The sequence below is a fragment of the Segatella baroniae DSM 16972 = JCM 13447 genome (genome assembly GCF_000426585.1).
Lineage (GTDB): Bacteria > Bacteroidota > Bacteroidia > Bacteroidales > Bacteroidaceae > Prevotella > Prevotella baroniae.
The window spans coordinates 119,735-137,811 of record NZ_AUFQ01000009.1; the positions used below are offsets into that span (position 1 = coordinate 119,735).

General features: G+C 47.9%; 14 protein-coding genes and 1 pseudogene. 7 read left to right on the top strand and 8 right to left on the bottom strand.

Features of this window, described 5'->3' with window-relative positions; translation table 11 throughout:
- Positions 1-7 precede the first annotated feature (7 nt).
- A complete protein-coding gene (locus K334_RS0108245) occupies positions 8-3,325 on the bottom strand; it encodes a SusC/RagA family TonB-linked outer membrane protein (protein WP_025881202.1) in 3,318 nt (1,105 codons plus the stop codon).
- 145 nt (positions 3,326-3,470) lie between these two features.
- Positions 3,471-4,442 carry a FecR family protein gene (locus K334_RS0108250; protein ID WP_025881200.1) on the bottom strand — a complete coding sequence of 324 codons (972 nt, stop codon included), beginning with the start codon at positions 4,440-4,442 and terminating at the stop codon, positions 3,471-3,473.
- A 180-nt stretch (positions 4,443-4,622) separates the two neighbouring features.
- On the opposite strand from K334_RS0108250, the pseudogene K334_RS15455 reads away from it, so the two are divergent.
- The 3 genes and pseudogenes from K334_RS15455 to K334_RS0108260 form a co-directional block, all read left to right on the top strand.
- Positions 4,623-4,853 (top strand): annotated as a pseudogene (locus K334_RS15455) (sigma factor); the annotation flags it as partial.
- Between the two features lie 40 nt (positions 4,854-4,893).
- Entirely contained in the window at positions 4,894-5,247 is a 354-nt protein-coding gene (locus tag K334_RS15025) for a sigma-70 family RNA polymerase sigma factor (protein WP_051218702.1), read from the top strand.
- A 51-nt stretch (positions 5,248-5,298) separates the two neighbouring features.
- On the top strand, positions 5,299-5,676 hold the full coding sequence (locus K334_RS0108260; RefSeq protein WP_025881197.1) for a RidA family protein: 378 nt from the start codon (positions 5,299-5,301) through the stop codon (positions 5,674-5,676).
- A gap of 147 nt (positions 5,677-5,823) precedes the next feature.
- Here the strand turns inward: K334_RS0108260 and K334_RS0108265 are convergent, their stop codons facing one another.
- The gene (locus K334_RS0108265; protein ID WP_025881196.1) at positions 5,824-6,834 is read right to left on the bottom strand and encodes an aspartate-semialdehyde dehydrogenase; all 1,011 of its coding nucleotides are present in this window, start codon (positions 6,832-6,834) and stop codon (positions 5,824-5,826) included.
- A 535-nt stretch (positions 6,835-7,369) separates the two neighbouring features.
- Here K334_RS0108265 and K334_RS0108270 point away from each other — a divergent pair.
- From K334_RS0108270 to K334_RS0108280, 3 genes are all read left to right on the top strand, one after another.
- Positions 7,370-8,599, top strand: a complete 1,230-nt coding sequence (locus tag K334_RS0108270; protein WP_008449768.1) for a site-specific integrase — start codon at positions 7,370-7,372, stop codon at positions 8,597-8,599.
- Positions 8,600-8,663: 64 nt separating this feature from the next.
- Positions 8,664-9,959 (top strand): site-specific integrase, encoded by a 1,296-nt coding sequence (locus K334_RS0108275; protein WP_008449741.1) that lies wholly within the window; start codon positions 8,664-8,666, stop codon positions 9,957-9,959.
- Positions 9,956-10,372: a hypothetical protein gene (locus K334_RS0108280; protein ID WP_009012960.1), complete on the top strand. Its 417-nt coding sequence runs from the start codon at positions 9,956-9,958 to the stop codon at positions 10,370-10,372. The genes K334_RS0108275 and K334_RS0108280 overlap by 4 nt, the downstream gene beginning before the upstream one ends.
- 174 nt (positions 10,373-10,546) lie before the next feature.
- On the opposite strand, the gene K334_RS0108285 is transcribed toward K334_RS0108280, so the two are convergent.
- The 5 genes from K334_RS0108285 to K334_RS14475 all read right to left on the bottom strand — a co-directional run bounded on the left by K334_RS0108285 (position 10,547) and on the right by K334_RS14475 (position 17,125).
- Positions 10,547-11,026, bottom strand: a complete 480-nt coding sequence (locus K334_RS0108285; RefSeq protein WP_008449756.1) for a hypothetical protein — start codon at positions 11,024-11,026, stop codon at positions 10,547-10,549.
- A 17-nt stretch (positions 11,027-11,043) separates the two neighbouring features.
- Positions 11,044-13,233: a peptidase domain-containing ABC transporter gene (locus K334_RS0108290; protein WP_008449702.1), complete on the bottom strand. Its 2,190-nt coding sequence runs from the start codon at positions 13,231-13,233 to the stop codon at positions 11,044-11,046.
- Entirely contained in the window at positions 13,234-15,507 is a 2,274-nt protein-coding gene (locus K334_RS0108295; RefSeq protein ID WP_009012961.1) for a TonB-dependent receptor, read from the bottom strand.
- A gap of 8 nt (positions 15,508-15,515) precedes the next feature.
- Positions 15,516-16,793, bottom strand: a complete 1,278-nt coding sequence (locus K334_RS0108300; RefSeq protein ID WP_008449654.1) for a radical SAM/SPASM domain-containing protein — start codon at positions 16,791-16,793, stop codon at positions 15,516-15,518.
- 152 nt (positions 16,794-16,945) lie between these two features.
- Positions 16,946-17,125: a hypothetical protein gene (locus K334_RS14475; RefSeq protein ID WP_009012962.1), complete on the bottom strand. Its 180-nt coding sequence runs from the start codon at positions 17,123-17,125 to the stop codon at positions 16,946-16,948.
- A 206-nt stretch (positions 17,126-17,331) separates the two neighbouring features.
- Between K334_RS14475 and K334_RS14480 the strand changes: the two genes are divergently transcribed.
- On the top strand, positions 17,332-17,757 hold the full coding sequence (locus K334_RS14480; protein ID WP_019036535.1) for a hypothetical protein: 426 nt from the start codon (positions 17,332-17,334) through the stop codon (positions 17,755-17,757).
- The last annotated feature ends 320 nt before the right edge of the window (positions 17,758-18,077 follow it).

Sequence of the window (18,077 nt, forward strand, 5' to 3'; positions counted from 1 at the left end):
TCAAGCTTTAGAAGTCAACTTTAACGGAGAAGCCCAGATTGCGCAGACTCGGCATCATGAAGTTGTCGATACCCGTGAAATAGGTGCCGGTGCTGGCCGTCAGTTCGGGATCGAACGGTGCCTTGCAGTAGAACATGAGCAGATTGCGGCCCGTGAAAGCCACGTGCATGTTCTGAATCCACGGCACCCACCGGCTAATGGGCAGGTCGTAACCGAGCGAGAGCTCGCCCAAACGGAAGTTGGTCGCGCTGTAGATATAGTAGGAACCTATGCTCGGGCCGACCTTGGTGTAGAAGTCCTGGGCCGGAATGCGCACGCCGTTGACCAGCGCGCCGCCTGCATCGCGGGCGTCGGCTGTGGCCTTCGAGGCTCCGAAGTAGTCCATATAGCCCTGCGTAATGCTCGATACGCGGCCGCCCACGCGGGCGCTGAGCAGGAACGACAAAGCTATGCCCTTCCAGGAGAAGCTGTTGCGCCAGCCCATCCGGTATCTGGGATTCACGTTGCCGGCCTTGACATACTTGCCTTCGTCAAGCCCCGAGATGTTGCGGGAGGTGTAATCCACGATGACATAGCCATGCTCGTCCATCTTCGGCACCGTGACATACAGGTCGCCCATCGAGCCGCCTTCGGTCAGACGCACCTTCACGGGGCCCATGTTCATCACGTCCATGGCCGTCTGCGCAACGGTGACGGTGTTGCCGTTGGCCAGCGTCAGTTGCGTCGGGGCCAGCAACTGCTTGATTTTGTTCTTGTTGAGCGTGTAGGTGAAGGTCGACGACCACTTCACCGGCCCCAACGGCTGGTTCAAGGTGAGGCTTGCCTCGACACCCTTGTTGTCCACTCGCCCGCCATTGATGGGCAAAGCGGAATAGCCGGAGGCAGCCGACAGCTCGGGCAAGAAGAACTGGTCGAACGTGCGGGTGGAGTACAGGCTGACGTTCAGGTTCACTTTGTCCTGCCACAAGTTGGCTTGCAAGCCCAGTTCCCAGGCTTTCGTGCGCTCGGGTTTCAGGTCGGTGTTGGGATAATAGGATGTCGTCGAGGGCGACGCGTTGCTGTAGGTATAGCGCAGAAGGGCATAGAACTTCTCAGGCGTATTGCCCACTTCGCTGTAGCTGCCGCGAATCTTCAGGAACGAAAGCACGTTGCTCTTCAGTCCGGGGATGGCTTCGGTCAGGATGACGCTCATGCCCACCGAAGGATAGAAGAAGCCCTTGTTCTTGTATTGGGTGTTGCCCAGGAACGAATCCCAGTCGTTGCGTGCCGTCAAATCAAGGTAAATCTTGCTTTGGAAACCGATGGAAGCCGTGCCGAAGACGCTCTGCACCTGATGATGGTAGTTCAACGACGGATCCTGGTCCATGTGGGCGGTGCTGCGGTTGACGTTGTTCAGCGTGAAATTGTTGGCCACCGTGTTGAGGAAACCACCGTTATAGGTGTTGCTTGTCTCCACGTCCTTGATACTCGTACCGAGGTTTGCCGTCACAGACCAGTCGCCGAAGTACTTGTCAAGATTGAGAATCATGTCGCCATAAATCTGCCGCGTGTCGTCGTTGGTGCGGTAGTAGGCGCCATACTCGCCGGCAAACAGCGCGTCGGTGGAGGCCGCATACTTCTTCTCGTAAAGCCCCGACGTCCTGTCGAGCTTGGCCCGACCGGCAAGACTGACGCCTTGGGCAATGTTATAGGTCAGTCCTGCGCTCAACACGTAGCGGTCTTTGTGGTTGATGGCATTGTCGCGGTTGATTTCCCAATAAGGGTTCATCATCGAGAGGCCCTGGTTTCCAAACGGCCAGAACTGCGTCTTGAAGTTGCGTTCCTGGTCGTACTGCTCGTAAGGCATGTACTTTCGGATGTCGGCGCCGGCCGGAAACATGTAAATCGGTACGAGGGGATTGAAATAAAGGCCCTGTGAAATCATGTTCTTCTCGGTTATCTTCATGTACATCGCGTTCAGGTCGAGGTGCAACTTGTTGTTGAGGAAGTCCGACGTGTTGCGTACAGAGAAGTTGTAGCGGGCCAACGTGTTGTTCTGCACAATGCCTTCGGCATGGGTGGAGGCCACGGAGGCAAACGTCTGGCTATGTTCCGAACCGGTGGAGAAGGTTACGGAGTTGCCGACGTTGTAACCTGTCTGGAAGAAATCCAGCGGATCGTAGGACGATGGAGCAGCCAACTTGGCACCCCAACTGGAGAACGCGCCCGCAGCCGTCTGCCCGTAGGTGTTCTGGAAGTCGGGCGTGACGAAGGGAGAGAAGAACGACGTGTTGTTGGAATAGGACAGATGAACCTTGCCTGCCTGCCCTTTCTTCGTCGTAATCATGATGACGCCGTTGGCCGCGTCGCTGCCATAGAGGGCCGAAGCGGCCGCGCCGCTGAGCACGGATATGCTTTCGATGTCGTCGGGGTTGACCATCGAGGCGGCGTCGCCCGACTGCGCGTCGCCGTGATAGGCGTCGGAAGGCTGGTTGACCGACAGCGACGGCATGGGAATACCATCGATTACGTAGAGCGCGTTGTTGTTTCCACTGATGGACTTGCTGCCTCGCATGACCACCTTCACGCCACCGCCGATACCCGCGGCACTCGTGTTGATCTCCACACCGGCCACCTTTCCCGACAGCGCATTCATGAAATTGGCGTCCTTCACGCCCGTGATGTCGTCGTTGGAAAGCTGCTGCACGTTGTAGGTAAGGGCCTTGGCTTCCTTCTTGATACCCAAGGCCGTCACCACAACTTCGTTCAACAGCTCGGAATTTTGGCTCATGCTGACTTTCAGGTTGCGGCTGTCGGCGCTCACTTCCTGGTTCTTGTAGCCCAGATAGGATACGACCAGCGTGCTCCCCTCGGGCGCGTCGATGGTGAAATTGCCGTCCAGGTCGGTCACGGCATTGAGCTTCGAGCCTTTCACGGTGACCGTGGCGCCGATGATGGGCTCGCCGTTCTCGTCGAGCACGCTGCCCTTCACGCTGCGGCGACGCCCCGTCTGCTGCGGCGTGCGCTCTGCTTGCGGCGCAGTACGCTTGTGGATGGTGATCATCTTGTTGTCGATCTCGTAGCGCAGGCCGTTGCCCAGCACCGTTTCGAGCACTTCCCTCACGGGAGTCGACTTGAAGGAAGCCGTAACTTTCTTGTTCGCGTTCACTTCGTCCACCTGGTAGATGACGGACATGCCCGTCTGTCGTTCCACTTCTTTCAGCACGTTGGCCAGAGACTCATTGCGGAAAGTCTTCGTAACCGACTGGGCGCTGACGCCCAACGAACCGAAACACAGGGCAACGACTACGAAGGATTTCAGCAATTTGCTTTGCTTTACTCTCATAGTGTTTACATTTTATTTAAGTTAGTTATCAATTATCGTCCGCATCGGCACATCGTCATGCGCCGATTACATCATGTCGATTCTTTCAAGTTAGGTTTCAAGCGTGTATTTTCAAGGGTATTGCAAGACGTCAGGTCGACCGTCGCTAATCGGACAGATAGATGTCCTTGCCTCGCCGCTGCACGGTCATCTGCGAAATGCGCTGCAATGCGTCGATTACAGCGCCTATCGTCTCCTTGTTGCGCAGCGAGATGGAGAAGCGGGTCATGCCGAGTTTCGACGAACCTACATGGATGTTGACGTTGTACTGGCGCGAGAGCACCTTGGCCAACTCGCCCAACGTGATGGCATCGAAGTCGGTGTTGTTGTCTATCCAGGCCCGCGAGTCGTTGACAAAGGTGGTCTTCTTCAGCTCGCCCGTGAGCCTGTCGACGGTCACGCGCTCGCCCGGACGCATCGCCACGGTCTCGTTTTTCCCGCTGAACTCCACCCTTCCCTGCATGAGCGACACCGTCGCCACGCGGTCTTCCCTGTAGGCCGACACGTCGAATCGGGTGCCCTTGACCGTCACTTCGCCCACGTCGGTCTTCACGACGAACTCGTGTCGTGCGTCCTTGGACACCTGGAAATAGCCTTCTCCCTGTAGTTCCACCCGGCGATTGTGCTCGTTGAAGCGGTTGGAATAGCGCAAAGAAGAACCTGCGTTGAGCCAGACGACCGAACTGTCGGGCAGCGCCACGCGGGCCTTCGACCCATAAGGAGCCGAGAAGGAGTAGAATTTTTCGGGGCGCGCGGCGGCCGCCAGCCACGTGGCATAGGCCGAACCGACCATCAATGCCACGACAGCGGCCGCGGCGGCGACCGTTCGCCAGAGTTTGGTTTTTGTGTTTTTCGCTTCCGATTGGAGCAGTAGTCGCGCTTCGAATTTGCCGAATGCAGCTTTCGACAGCCCATCGCCGAGATGATGAGCGGCCCATTCCTCCTCCCACTGGCGGAACAATTCCTTGTTCGTTTGGCTTTCGCCAATGAAAGAGAGCAATCGACGCTCGTCATCCTGCGTGACGGAACCGTTGAGATAATGAATAGTTAGTTGTCGTATGTCTTCGAGATTTCCCATTGTCTGCTGTTCAGGTTCGACGCTGTTTGCGTCCGGTTTTCTATAGAGAAGACACCCGACACCCCGTTTTACCCACCCCCTGACCTGCTCTTTTTTCAAAAAAAGTCGTGCATTCGTTGCGCTTCTGGATTTTTATTGTATTTTTGCAAGCGTCGCACGGCTTTGCGGCTTTGTTTTATGATGCACGTTTATTCCGACAACAACCTGCTTATCGCTGACATCAGAAACGGAAAGCATGAGGCATACGAATATCTTTTCGCTACTTACTATCCGCGTCTGCACAACTATGCCCTGCGCTTTCTGGCCAATGGCGACGCAGTCGGCGACATCATACAGGACTGCTTCATGAAGCTGTGGGAGAAGCGTGGAGAACTGATTTTGCAATCCGTCGGCGCGCTGCTGTTTCGCATGGTGCGCAACCAATGGCCTCAACTACCTGCGCCACAAGGCCTTGGAGGACAGCGAATGGCTGCAAAGCCTCAACCTCGAAGACCATTCCGAACGGCTCTACAGCACCGATTTTCTGGACGACCCCGACCAGGAACTGCTCTTCCAGGAGCTGAAACGACAGGTGGAACAGACGCTCGACGCCCTGCCGGAGCGGTCGCGCCAGATATTCACGATGAGCCGATTCGACGGTATGAAGAACCGAGAGATAGCCGAAGAGCTGGGCATTTCCGTCAAAGTGGTGGAGCGGCACATCGGCAGGGCGTTGAAAATGTTCCGCCGACAGCTGCGCAACGTGCAGCCGCTCGACGTGCGACTCATCCTCATGGCCTGGCTCATGCAGTCGGGGTCGTGGTAAAATAGCTACACCTTATTACATATAATACATTCAACCCAACAACAAAGTAAAATGAAAAAAGCCATCAACACCGAAAAGGCGCCGGCCGCCATCGGCCCTTACAGCCAAGCCATCGAAGTGAACGGATTTGTCTATGCCTCGGGCCAGCTGCCCATCGACCCCGCAACGGGCCAGTTTCCGGAAGGCGGAATCAAGGCGCAGACCCGCCAATCCATCCTCAACGCGCAGAGCATTCTGCAGGCGGCAGGCCTCGACTTGTCGCATGTCGTGAAGACAACGGTCTATCTCGACAGCATGGATGACTTCGCCGCCATGAACGAAGTGTATGCCCAGTTCTTCAACAGTCCGTTCCCAGCCCGCTCCGCCGTGGCTGTGGAGAAGTTGCCCAAGGGCGCGCTCGTCGAAGTGGAGGTGCTGGCAGCGAAATGAGAAGTGTGGAATGAGGAATGTGAAGTGTGAAATGAGGAGTGTGAAATGTGAAGTGTGGAATTGAAAAGTCCCGACGAGCAATTGAAAACTGCTTCGTCGGGACTTTTATTTATGCGGTGCGGACTTCGTCATTCCACACTCCTCATTTCACACTTCACACTTCTCTATCAAATATTCGGCTATCTGAACGGCGTTGAGGGCGGCCCCTTTCCTAATCTGGTCGCCCGTCAGCCACAGGGTGTTTCCATTGTCGTCGGCCAGGTCTTTGCGCACGCGGCCCACGTAGATGTCGTCCTTTCCAGCACTCTCCAGCGGCATGGGATAGACGTAGTGCTGCGGATCGTCGACCAAGGTGACGCCCGGAGCAGCCTCCAAAGCCTTGCGGATGGCGTCCACTTCCAGTGGTTTCTCGGTCTCGAACCATACACTTTCAGAGTGACTTCGCAGCGAACTGACACGCACGCAGGTGGCACTTGTGCGCACATCGCTGTGCATGATCTTGCGCGTTTCGCTGAACATCTTCATCTCTTCCTTCGTATAATCGTTGTCCATCATCTTGTCTATCTGCGGAATCACGTTGTAAGCTAGCTGATGGGGGAACTTGTCGACGGTCTTCACGCAGCCTTCCTCCACGAGTTCCTTGTACTGTTGCTGCAGTTCGGCCATGGCGGCGGCTCCCGCTCCGCTGGCACTCTGATAGCTCGAAACATGGATTTTGCGGATGTGGCTCAGGTCTTCGATGGGCTTCATCACCACCACCATCATGATGGTGGTGCAATTGGGGTTGGCGATAATGCTGCGGGGACGCGTCAGGGCGTCGGCCGCATTCACCTCGGGCACCACCAAGGGCACGTCGTCGCACATGCGGAAGGCGCTGGAATTGTCAATCATCACGGCTCCATGCTTCGTGATGGTCTCGGCAAACTCCTGCGACGTGCCGCCACCGGCCGACGTGAAAGCGATGTCCACGTCCTTGAAATCATCGTTATGCTGCAATAGTTTCACTTCATACTCCTTGCCCTTGAAGCTGTATTTGCGGCCGGCACTCCGCTCCGAACCGAACAACACCAGCTCATCCATGGGGAAGTTTCGCTCTGCGAGAATGCGCAGAAACTCCTGTCCAACGGCGCCACTCGCGCCAACAATTGCTACTTTCATAATCGATAATTTTAAATTTAATGTGCAACTATGCCGCAAAATTACGACAATAAGCTGGATTAGCGTTATAAAATGAAATGAAAAATGCGCCTGTCGGCCCACTTTCGCGAACGGGCGGCACAGCTGTCCCTCCGTCCTCGACGCCCACCGGCTCGCCATCGCGCGCCCATCAGTTTCTCAAAGCAGCCCTTTCAGCTTGTAAAAGGGCAGCTTTGAGCATGCAAAAGGGCAGCTTTGGCAAGCCAACTAATCAAAGAAAATGAAGTAAAATCGAAGTTGGTGTAAACTGACTGATAATAAGCAGGAAACGGAACAATTTGCATAAAACTGCCTCTTTCAAAAAGGGCAGCAATATGCAGATTTAGGCAGAAGTTCAGTTACCAGAACGTTACCCGATTCTAGCATAGGTAACGATGGAGTAATATTCGGTAACTGAATTATTTTCGCTCGTGTGGCTGTTGCTTCGGTCGGCAGTTTTCTGCGTAAGTGAGGAACGCTTTAATTCGGGTAACTTTGCCCACAGAAATTAAAGCGTATGAAACAAGGAAAAATGAAGGTGTTGCTCTACCTCAAAAAGAGCGGTCTTGACAAGTCGGGCAAAGCCCCGATTATGGGGCGGATAACCATCGACCGTTCCATTGCCCAGTTCAGTTGCAAACTCTCCTGCAATCCCGATTTGTGGAATCCCCGTGAGAGCCGAATGGACGGAAAGAGCCGTGAGGCGGTGGAAGTGAACAGCAGGTTGGAAAACCTGTTGCTGTCCGTTCAGTCTGCTTATCAGTCCCTGCTCTCCAAAGGATGCCCGTTTGACGCAACCGATGTGAAGGAGCAGTTTCAGGGCAGCGTGCAGACACGGTGCATGCTCATCGAAAGGCTGGACATACTCATCAAGGAAAAAGAAAACCATGTAGGTATAGACATCAAGGAAGGAGCCATACACGGCTACCACTCCACCCGGATACATTTACAGAAGTTTATTCAACGGAAGTACAAGGTTTCGGACTTGGCATTCTCGCAACTTACAGAGGATTTTATCCATGAGTTCCAGCAGTATTTCTTAGGTGAGTGTGGTTTTCAGGAAAGCACGTTCTATAATGTAGCCACGCATTTGAAGACGGTATGCAGATTGGCATACCGTGAGGGATTGGCAGACACGCTCCTTTTTGACAAGGTTAAGATATCAAAGGGCAACAAGAAACTCCCCAAGGCACTCGACAAGGAAGCGTTGGAAAAGCTGAAGGCTCTCTGCTTTGAGGATTTGGAGGAAGAAATGGAAACGGCAAGGGACATATTCCTCTTTGCCTGCTATGTTGGTGCAGCCTATTGCGACCTGATGGAACTGAGCAAGTCCCACCTTGTCCGTGATGATGAAGGCAAAATGTGGCTGAAATTCAACCGCCACAAGACAGGCGTACCCTGCCGTATCAAGTTATTGCCCGAAGCCATTAGGCTGATAGAGAGGTTTCACTGCGATGAAAGGGAAACACTGCTTCCCTATATCAAGTACAAGAGCTATCAGACCTGTCTGAAAGCCCTGCGGCTTCGTGCAGGCATATCGTTTCCATTTACCACTCATACCGCAAGGCACACCTTTGCAACACTCATCACGCTTGAACAGGGTGTGCCTATTGAAACGGTAAGCAAGATGCTGGGACATTCCAACATAAGCATGACGGAACGCTATGCCAAAGTAACTCCACTGAAACTTTTTGAGGAGTTCGACCTTTTCCTCTCTTTTACAGGTGATATGCAGCTGACTATCTAACGATAAAGTCTCATCATCTTATTTTTTTTCATCCAATCAATCAAAACATTAAAGCATCAAGACAATGAGAAGTACATTCAAGATAATGTTCTATATCAACAGACAGAAAATTAAGGCAGATGGCAATACCGCCATTCTATGCCGTATCACCATAGACGGAAAAAGCACAACCATTACCACGGGCGAAGAATGCAATCCCTCCGAGTGGAACACCAAGCAGGGCTTGACGACAGACAGGAAAACCAATCAAAGACTCCATGAGTTCAGGGAAATTGTGGAAAAGACCTATCAGGATATACTGACAAGGGACGGAGTGGTAAGTGCTGAACTTATCAAGAACCACCTGCAAGGCATAACAGAGAATCCGTCAACCCTCCTTGCCATGAGCAGGGCGGAGCTGCAAGCACTCAAGGAAAGCGTTGGAAAGTCAAGGGCGGAGGGAACTTATCTGAATCTGTCCCATTCTGACAAGAACCTCCGTGAGTTTGTGGAAGATAAAGGATTGCAGGACATATCCATTTCCACCATTACGGAGGACTTGTTTGAGGAATATCGCTTCTTTCTCAAAAAGCGCGGATTAAAGGGAACGACCATCAACAACTATCTCTGCTGGCTGAGCAGGCTGATGTTCCGTGCGGTCAGCAAGAGGATTATTCGCTGCAATCCTTTTGAGCATGCCAAGTATGAGAAAGAAGAAAAGAAGATACGCTTCCTGCAAAAGAGTGAAGTTGCTAAACTTGCGACAATGAAAATGAATGACAGCGAGGCGGAATTGGCAAGGCTGATGTTCGTCTTTTCCTGTCTTACGGGACTGGCAATCGCTGATATGGAAACTCTGCAATATGGGCATATCCAAACGGCAGCGGGCGGGAGGAAGTATATCCGAAAGGAACGTCAAAAGACAAAGGTGGAGTTCGTTGTGCCGCTGCATCCAATAGCGGAGGCCATTATCCGCCATTGTTGGGAAGAACAGGAGGGAAACGAAGAACTGCAGACGGTGAAAGAAAAAGGCGACAGCCTTGTCTTCCCCCGTAGTTGCAGCCGTAGCGTAATGGGCAAGAACCTGTGCATTGTGGGCAAGGCTTGCGGTATCAGAGAACGGTTGTCCTATCATATGGCAAGGCACACTTTCGGTACAATGAGTTTAAGTGCAGGAATACCCATTGAGAGCATTGCCAAGATGATGGGGCACGCCTCCATATCAAGCACGCAGATTTACGCGCAGGTGACGGACAGGAAGATTTCGGAGGATATGGACAGGCTCATTGCCAAGCAATCTGCAAAAGAGAAAGAAATTGCGGAGAGAGAGGCTTGTGAACCTTCGGATTTTGCAACCTGTAAAATGGAGGAAACGGCATGAAAGCAAGCAATAATTCAAAGAGCAAAAATAGCACGTACAATCATCGCAGTTACTTTGATTGGGGGAGTAATATGCAGGTTGTCCACAAGGGTAAAGGCGAGATTGCCATGACGGAGGGAGAACTTGCGAGGTTCTTCGGTGTGACGTGGAGAAAACTCAATCATAGGCTTCAAGCGATAATAAAATCTTCCAACTTGCATCCCGATGAAAGGGGTGCAGGCCAAGAAGAAGTTATCAATGGTAGAGAGTGTGTTGGTTATGCATCACTTTATCCGCTCTCAACAATCATTGCCCTGTCCTTTCTATTGGACAGCATGGAAGCGCATTTATTCAGAAAGTACATCAGTAGAAGATTGCAGACAGAGTCTGCCATTGTAACGCCAATCTTCCTGTTAGGCAATACCAAGAACTAATGAATATATTTCCTTTTTCTTTCACCGATTATATCTTACTACATTACTACAATAAGAGTTAAAGCGGTGAAAGAGAAAGGATTAACGTGTAGTTGGCTGCTCAAAATAATTGTACTACGCAGTAACTACATTTGCCTTTCTTCTTTCACTGCTTCATTACGGTTAAAAAGGGAATTATATGCTATTTGTTATTTGCTTGACTATCCTCTGGAGCACGCTTTCATTGCTTATAAGTATAGATGCCGTGCCCACCATTCCGCTGATAATTTTATACCTGCAATCCGTTATCCTTACCTGTGCCGTGAATACGCTGCCTTCTGCCGTTTGTCGGGGTGTATGCGATGTGGCTGTTATTACACCATTTGCAACTCCGTATGTTTCTGCATCGTAACCCTCAACTTCGATGTTCGCTGTCATTCCTCTTGCTATCGTATTCACGTATTTATAGGGAACGGTTATTGTGCCTTGATGGGCATTTGTCATCTGCACCTTTGCACTGATGGTTTCGGGATAAGGTATAAAATATGCGCCCACCAATAGTCCCAATATCACAATGGTGATTATCGTGATACCATAACGGACAATCCTTGACGGTATCTCGCCAATGATATGCCTTACTTTCTCGCTGCGGAGTTCTATCTCGTTGTCTGCCATAATATTCCTTTCTGCTGTTAGTTGCCTAATTCTAACTGATTTTTTACGAGGTTATAGTATGCACCCCGCTTTGCTGTGAGTGCTTCGTGGTTGCCAATTTCTACCACCTTGCCTTTATCCAATACCACTATCTGATCAGCATTCTTCACCGTACTTAGGCGGTGTGCCACGATAACCACCGTCTTGCCTTTGTAGAACTCATCAAGATGTTCTACTATCATACGCTCATTGTTGGCATCGAGCGAGTTGGTGGCTTCGTCAAGAAAGATATAGTCGGGATTCTTATACACTGCCCTTGCTATCAGGATACGCTGTTTCTGTCCTTGACTCAAACCAACGCCATCGCGACCGATCTTAGTGTTGTATTTTAAGGGCAGTCCCATTGCATAGTCATGAATACAAGCTATTTCAGCAGCTTTCTGCAATCGCTCCTTGTCAATCTCGCCGTCATCTACGGCAATGTTCCTTGCTATACTCTCGGAGAATATCACACCGTCTTGCATCACCACGCCACATTGCCTGCGCCACCATTTCTTATTAAGTGCGTTTACATCTGTTCCGCCAATAGTTATTTGACCTCCCAATACGGGGTAATAGCCTAACATGAGTTTGATGAGCGTTGTTTTACCGCTGCCCGATGCGCCCACAATGGCTGTTACCTTACCTTTGGGGATAGTGAGACTAACATCATCTATAATAGTTTTCAGTGCGTGAGGGTCGTATTTGAAGTTTACGTTTTCAAGGTCTATGCCTTCGTTTTCTTCTTTCACTGCTGTTTCCAATCCTTGCTTTCCGTTCTCATCATCCATACGGTGGATTTCATTGATACGTTCAAGGCTTATCTTTACATCCTGCACCGAATAGAAGAAACTCATCAACTGCTCGACAGGTGAGTTGAGTTGCCCAATGATATACTGCACGGCAAGCATCATACCCAGCGTGAGTTGTCCATGAATGACGGCTGTTGCTGCGACCACCGTGATGACGATGTTTTTCAGTTCATTGATGAAGATGCTGCCTGCCTCTTGTGTCTGTTGGAGTTTCAACGATTTCATCTGCACTCCAAAGAGGTCTGCCTGCACGTCCTCCCATTCCCAGCGTCTGCGCTGCTCGCAGTCTTGGAGCTTTATCTCCTGCATGGAGGTGATAAACTCGTAGGTCTTGTTGTTGTTGATGGCTTGCTGCTCAAAGAGTTCGTAGTCAAGTACCTTTCTGCGCCTGAGGAAGAGTGCAAGCCAACCGCCATAAAGCAGACTGCCGAGCATGAAGATGGCAAAGACGAGCCAATTATAGGATAGCAGTACGATGCTGAACACCACAAAGGTGAAGAGTGAGAACACGATACTGAGCGTCTGTTGCGTCAGAAACGTGTTCACCCTACTGTGGTCGCCCATACGCTGCATGAGGTCGCCCATCAGTTTGGTATCGAAGAATGACATCGGCAGCTTTAAGAGCTTGATGAAGAAGTCGCTTACCAATGAGATGTTGATGCGCAGCGAGATGTGCAGCAACAGCCAACGGCGAATAAAGTCGATGGCAGTACGGCTCACGGTAAGCATCAGTTGTCCTAAGAGTATCAGCCATATAAAACCGATATTCTGGTTTTTGATGCCCACATCCACGATAGACTGGGTGAGGAAAGGCAGAATAAGCTGTAACAAACTGCCCACGAGCAAACCTAAGACAATCTGCCCGAAGTACTTGCGATATTGCTTGATGTAGCCAAAGAGGAATCTGAACGAGCGTTCCTCTGTTGGCTGTTCCTCCATCTGCTTTTCATAAAATGCTGGTGTGGGTTCCAAGAACATGACTATTCCTTTCTCCTCACCGTCCGATTGAGTGCTGACCCAATGCTTCTTAAATACTTCGAGGTCGTATTTTACATGCCCTTTTGCAGGGTCTGCAATGTAGAATCCGTTCTTTTTAACTTTGTATAGTACAACAAAATGATTTTGGTTCCAATGGAGTAAGCAAGGATAATTTATGTCTTTTATTTGATACAAGCTTGCTTTTCCACATAGCACATCAAAACCTAAGGCTTCTGCCAATTGTTTTAAAGCCTGCATTGAAACACCCTCATTGGTTATAGTACAGGTATTTGATAGAGTTTCAAATGAACACTTTCTACCATAATACTTACAGACCATAGCCATGCAGGCAATCCCACACTGCATGGCGTCATGTTGCCTATAAAAATAAAAGGACATTTATTTTGCTGTGTTGTATTTGGTAAGACCGGAGTCGTTGTCTCTATTATTAATGTTTTTACCCAGATGCCTTCGTGAATTGCCTTTTGACAAAGAATAGACGAAAGTCAGTGCCACAAGATTTTTGAAATTACCCCATCGGGTCTTTTCTACGAAATGGAATGAAGGAGTGTCCGCATAAATCCTGGAAGGATCGGGATTGTAAATGAACATGGCACCCACGGTGATTGCACCTAATTTATAGGTAAGGGATGCGTTCGCATTATACCCAATCTTCTCAAAGACATCACCTTCAACAGTGGTCATCGGTAGATTGTGGTTGGTAATGAACTGCCACTTGCCTGCCACCACCTGACAAGAGATTCCGACATTGTTCAGATTGTGGTTGACACGCTGATTAGGCGTATTGTATTTGGAAGACAGATAGTTATAGTAAGGCTGCAAAGTTAGCCAGGAGAAAGGTCTGCAACTCAGAACAAGCGATGCGCCATACTCGTTGACATGGCGGATGCCCACAATCTGGTTCACGAAGTCCGAACCGTCAGCGGAAACAACTGTCATATTCTTGCTGGGATAGTAGGCATGGCTGACGGAAGGTTTGACAAACCAGATATTATTGGCCGACGCATACTGGAAGCTAAGTTCGGTGCGGTAGAAATGGTAGGGCTTCAGACTGCTGTTGCCTTGTAGATAGAATCGTTCATCCACGACGGTACGACTATCTGTGAGCTGACCGACGTTAGGAACCGCAGATGCTATGGACGACGTCAGGCGTAGCGAACTGTGTTTGTGCAGCTGGTAATTAAGAGAAACAGAAGGCCGCATAAGGATGTAGTTGGCTATTGCCTTCGTCGCAGTTCTATATCGGTTGTTCTCCACACCGATTCCCAGGTTGTAGGACAATGCCCCCCATTGATTGGTGTAGTCGGCGTATAGGTATTCCTTTTGCGTATTCACTGTCGACAAATTGGATGCCCCGTCTGTCTGACGCAGGTTTTTGTATTGATAGTAGGCTCCTATCTGTATATTTCCCTGCCACAGTTTGTCAGTATAAAGTGCTTCTGCTATTAGCGAGTAAGACTTGTTGTCGACGACGTTGGTAAACGTTCCCGTTCCCGAGGTGTTTGTTAGATTATTGTTCGAATTGGATTTGAAATAAGTGTTCACCACATTGACCGACAGACTGTTGCCTTTACGGAAGGTGTGTCCGAAGTAGATGTTGGCCGATATGGATGAAAAGTCACTTTGAAGCCTTCTGTGGTTGGCATCTTCCAATGTACCCGTCCGCAAGAGCTGTTGACTGTATTGCTGGGTAGCCGGAAACTTACGATATTCTAAAGTGATATTGAAAAGGTTGCTGTTTTGGAAACGCTGATAGAATAATTGTCCTATGTGGTAGGTACCAGTGTATTTACCCGACAGACCCTTGTAATCGTTCGTCACATCCGGATAGACATAACGGTTTTCCATGGTGTTCCGGTCAAGATGTCTGTAGTCCAGAAAATATGCCGCAGACACCTTGTTGAGCGAATCGCTATAACTGGTGGAAATCAAGTTGGTACCATATCCTGTGGTGATACTGTTTTTGGTGTCGAGATATAGTGAATAGTGCCTTTTGTTGGTGCGCTTAGTCGCTACATCTAATACAGCACCTATCTTCTCATGCGCAAACCTTGCAGGCGGATTGGAATAGTAGTGCAGGGTCTTTATTTCGTCGGCTTTGAGCAGCATCAGTTCACGTACCGACCTCCTGATTCCATCAATCAGCACCAAGACAATTTTACCATCTGCCGTCAGCAGTTCACCGCTGTTTGTTGAAAGTCTGAATTGCGGCAGGCTACTGATGGCCTCCAAAGCGTTGTTTCCCATCTGTCTGGCACGCCTGTCTAACAGGATGATGTCTGCGTTGCCGAAGCTTCTTAGCCCTTGAGCCGACACAGTGACCTCTGAAAGGTTCTGTATGCTTTCTGTCAGCTTGACCACTCCGACATCGCCACGCTTGCACGTTAGCTGTTGTGGCCGATACCCTAAACAAGAGAATTTCAACAGGAACTGTCCGTCTTCGTCTACATTCAAACTGAAGGTTCCTTTTGAATCCGTCAACGTGTGAGCAATGGCTGCCGTGTCAGATAAGCTGGCCAATACGCAGTCAACGCCGGCTAATGGACAGCCAGACGGATCGGTCACCGTACCGTATATCCTGTTCTGTGCGTTGCTGCTTATCAACGAGACTACAAAGGCAAACCATAACGTTGTGAAAATTCTTGCCACCATAATATAAATTATTTACACATTGAATCAATGTAATTTACCATCGAATCTTCCAAATTGATATCCATTCCATCGAATTTACACGCATTTACATATTCATTATCCCTTGGACACACCCCCATACAAATTGGAAGTTGTTTGCATTGTAAGCACCGTTTATTCTCAAAGGATTTCACCTCATATTTTCTGATAAAATCCATGTTCCAAGAAATAGAACCATCGTTTTGAATAATGCCATGAGTTTTGTTCTCATACAAATCATTGCATGCCGTACATTTTATAACATCACCATTAAAATTAATGGCATTATAATACTTACGACTAGCGTAACATGGAACGAAGTTTGTGATAACGTCCAGACGTATTGTGTTATAACCAGATTGTTCAAATAAATTAAGAAGTTCTCCGATGTCTTTATATCTATCTTTCCTTACCTTTTCTTGCCATACTTTTTTGGGGGTAATCGTTATTCTTCCCCGATTAGCCATTGTAATGTGATGGTTGATTTGATCTACTATTTCATAATTTAGATTCTCGTCAGTATAGTTAATTCTCAATAGAATATTAACAGCCTTTGTATTGCTGAGCAATTGGTTGATGTTGTTTAGAACATGATCGAATGCAGAATCACAACCTTTCTGATATTTTACTTTATCATGGTTCTGTTTGGGTCCATCTAATGTAATATGAAACCGCGTCATGCCAAGTTTTTGAATTAATGGAATGTTTTTGGGGAAAATGAAGTAACCATTTGATGTAGCTGTTGTTGAATATTTTACACCTTTTTTCTCACATTCTTTTTGTGCGAATTCACATATTGGCTTTATAATTTGTTTTAAGTACATTAACGGTTCACCACCAAACCATTCGATTTGAAGTGATTCTATATTCTGTACATCAATCATATATTTGATGTGTGTCATCACATTCTCCATTGTACTCTTCGACATTCTTGAAGGTATATGATTTTGTATGCAATACCAACATTTAAAGTTGCAATCCAAGGTTGGTAGAATGATTAACAGATAGTTCTTCTTGTTTACTGAATCACAATATCTTTTCCTAATTATTGAAAGCTCATCAGTATTATCCGGCACAATGAAACCACTTGCTGATAGCTTGTCTTTTAGAACTTTAGGGATGAACTCAATTCTTTCTTTGTCTGTGAGTAGCCTCTCTATTTTTAACCCTAAATCCTTGGGAAGCTTAAAATAAGTGTGTTCAAGCCCATTGTACCAATAAGATTGGTTATTTTGGTATATTATATAGTTATAATTACTTGCTTTCATATATTACAATACTTAATTAACATCCCGTAAAAAAATAAAAGAGCCATATCAAGTATGGTAATGAACGATATGGCTCTTAAAGTGTTGAAGTTTCATTATCATCTACCACGAAATACCTTCAGGTACACGTTGAAATGATGTAGAACTGTTCATTAAGCATGTTGTACCCCCGGTTGAGATTGATCTGTCACAATAATAACATCACATCCGCATCCGGCAACATTGTTAGAACATCCTGTCTGAGAGGCTGCCATTTCAGAAGCTCCACCCTTGACTTCAAGCGACTCCATTAAGGATAATTCCTCAACTGAAAAAAGTTTTTGGTTTTTCATTTAATGTAACATTTAATCGCCTTCTTACTGCTTCAGGCATTGCATTCTTTTGTCGTCAAAATTAGAAAAATATATAGTTGAGTTCAAATAATTTCGATGTTTTCTTGCAGGTTTCCTTGCAAAATCATACTTTTGTATGATAATATATAATCTTTCATGTAACATTATATAGTCAAAAAACGTGAACACGTAAAAAACTCCATAGAATGACGATTTTCGATATTTTAAAAGGGTTAAAAGAGGCAGACGACAACACACAGAGTATCCGGAGTCAAGCCACCAGTGATTATTCTCCTTATATAAAAAGTGCCCAAGCTACTGATAGGCTTGGATATGGAAAAATAGTTCTGATTGATTTCTGTCAATATACTTTTCTATATATATCACCATCTATTTTTTCAACTCTACAACAAAAAAGATTTAGAGATAACGGAGGAAGAATTGATAATATACTTGATGAAAGGCAGTTAAGCTATTTGAGCAATATTCTTAAATCGTATTTCGCGTTACAAAAAAACTATGCCCGTATAGAGTCCTCTGTCTTGCATTTTGACTTTTCAATAAATACCTCTTTATGTAAGCAAATGATACATGCCTCGTTGACCCCTTGTTTAGTAATGATAAAAAAATAACTTGGTATTTTTTTCTCTCTCTCCATGAAACCATATAGTTCCATTTCTGGAGTTTTTCATCAATTGAATACACTGCTCAAGACCGATGCCTCGGCTCCGAAAATGTACCAAGTTATTTTTTAATCATTACTAAAAACAAGCTGTGGCGCTTATTTTTTTGAGAAATCCTTGCATATCTCGAAGAATTTCCATATATTTGCCACACATTATATATGTGTATTTTGTAAATCCTTAATTCCGCAACACTATTATAAATTAAACTTTTTAAGTACCTGAGCAACAAAAAGTTGCTCAGGATTTTGCCATGTCAGAATTTTCAC

Bases quoted from the DNA above. Each gene is read 5' to 3' on its own strand.
- K334_RS0108245 (WP_025881202.1), bottom strand. From the start codon at position 3,325: ATGAGAGTAAAGCAAAGCAAATTGCTGAAATCCTTCGTAGTCGTTGCC.
- K334_RS0108250 (WP_025881200.1), bottom strand. From the start codon at position 4,442: ATGGGAAATCTCGAAGACATACGACAACTAACTATTCATTATCTCAAC.
- K334_RS0108260 (WP_025881197.1), top strand. From the start codon at position 5,299: ATGAAAAAAGCCATCAACACCGAAAAGGCGCCGGCCGCCATCGGCCCT.
- K334_RS0108265 (WP_025881196.1), bottom strand. From the start codon at position 6,834: ATGAAAGTAGCAATTGTTGGCGCGAGTGGCGCCGTTGGACAGGAGTTT.
- K334_RS0108270 (WP_008449768.1), top strand. From the start codon at position 7,370: ATGAAACAAGGAAAAATGAAGGTGTTGCTCTACCTCAAAAAGAGCGGT.
- K334_RS0108275 (WP_008449741.1), top strand. From the start codon at position 8,664: ATGAGAAGTACATTCAAGATAATGTTCTATATCAACAGACAGAAAATT.
- K334_RS0108280 (WP_009012960.1), top strand. From the start codon at position 9,956: ATGAAAGCAAGCAATAATTCAAAGAGCAAAAATAGCACGTACAATCAT.
- K334_RS0108285 (WP_008449756.1), bottom strand. From the start codon at position 11,026: ATGGCAGACAACGAGATAGAACTCCGCAGCGAGAAAGTAAGGCATATC.
- K334_RS0108290 (WP_008449702.1), bottom strand. From the start codon at position 13,233: ATGTCCTTTTATTTTTATAGGCAACATGACGCCATGCAGTGTGGGATT.
- K334_RS0108295 (WP_009012961.1), bottom strand. From the start codon at position 15,507: ATGGTGGCAAGAATTTTCACAACGTTATGGTTTGCCTTTGTAGTCTCG.
- K334_RS0108300 (WP_008449654.1), bottom strand. From the start codon at position 16,793: ATGAAAGCAAGTAATTATAACTATATAATATACCAAAATAACCAATCT.
- K334_RS14475 (WP_009012962.1), bottom strand. From the start codon at position 17,125: ATGAAAAACCAAAAACTTTTTTCAGTTGAGGAATTATCCTTAATGGAG.
- K334_RS14480 (WP_019036535.1), top strand. From the start codon at position 17,332: ATGACGATTTTCGATATTTTAAAAGGGTTAAAAGAGGCAGACGACAAC.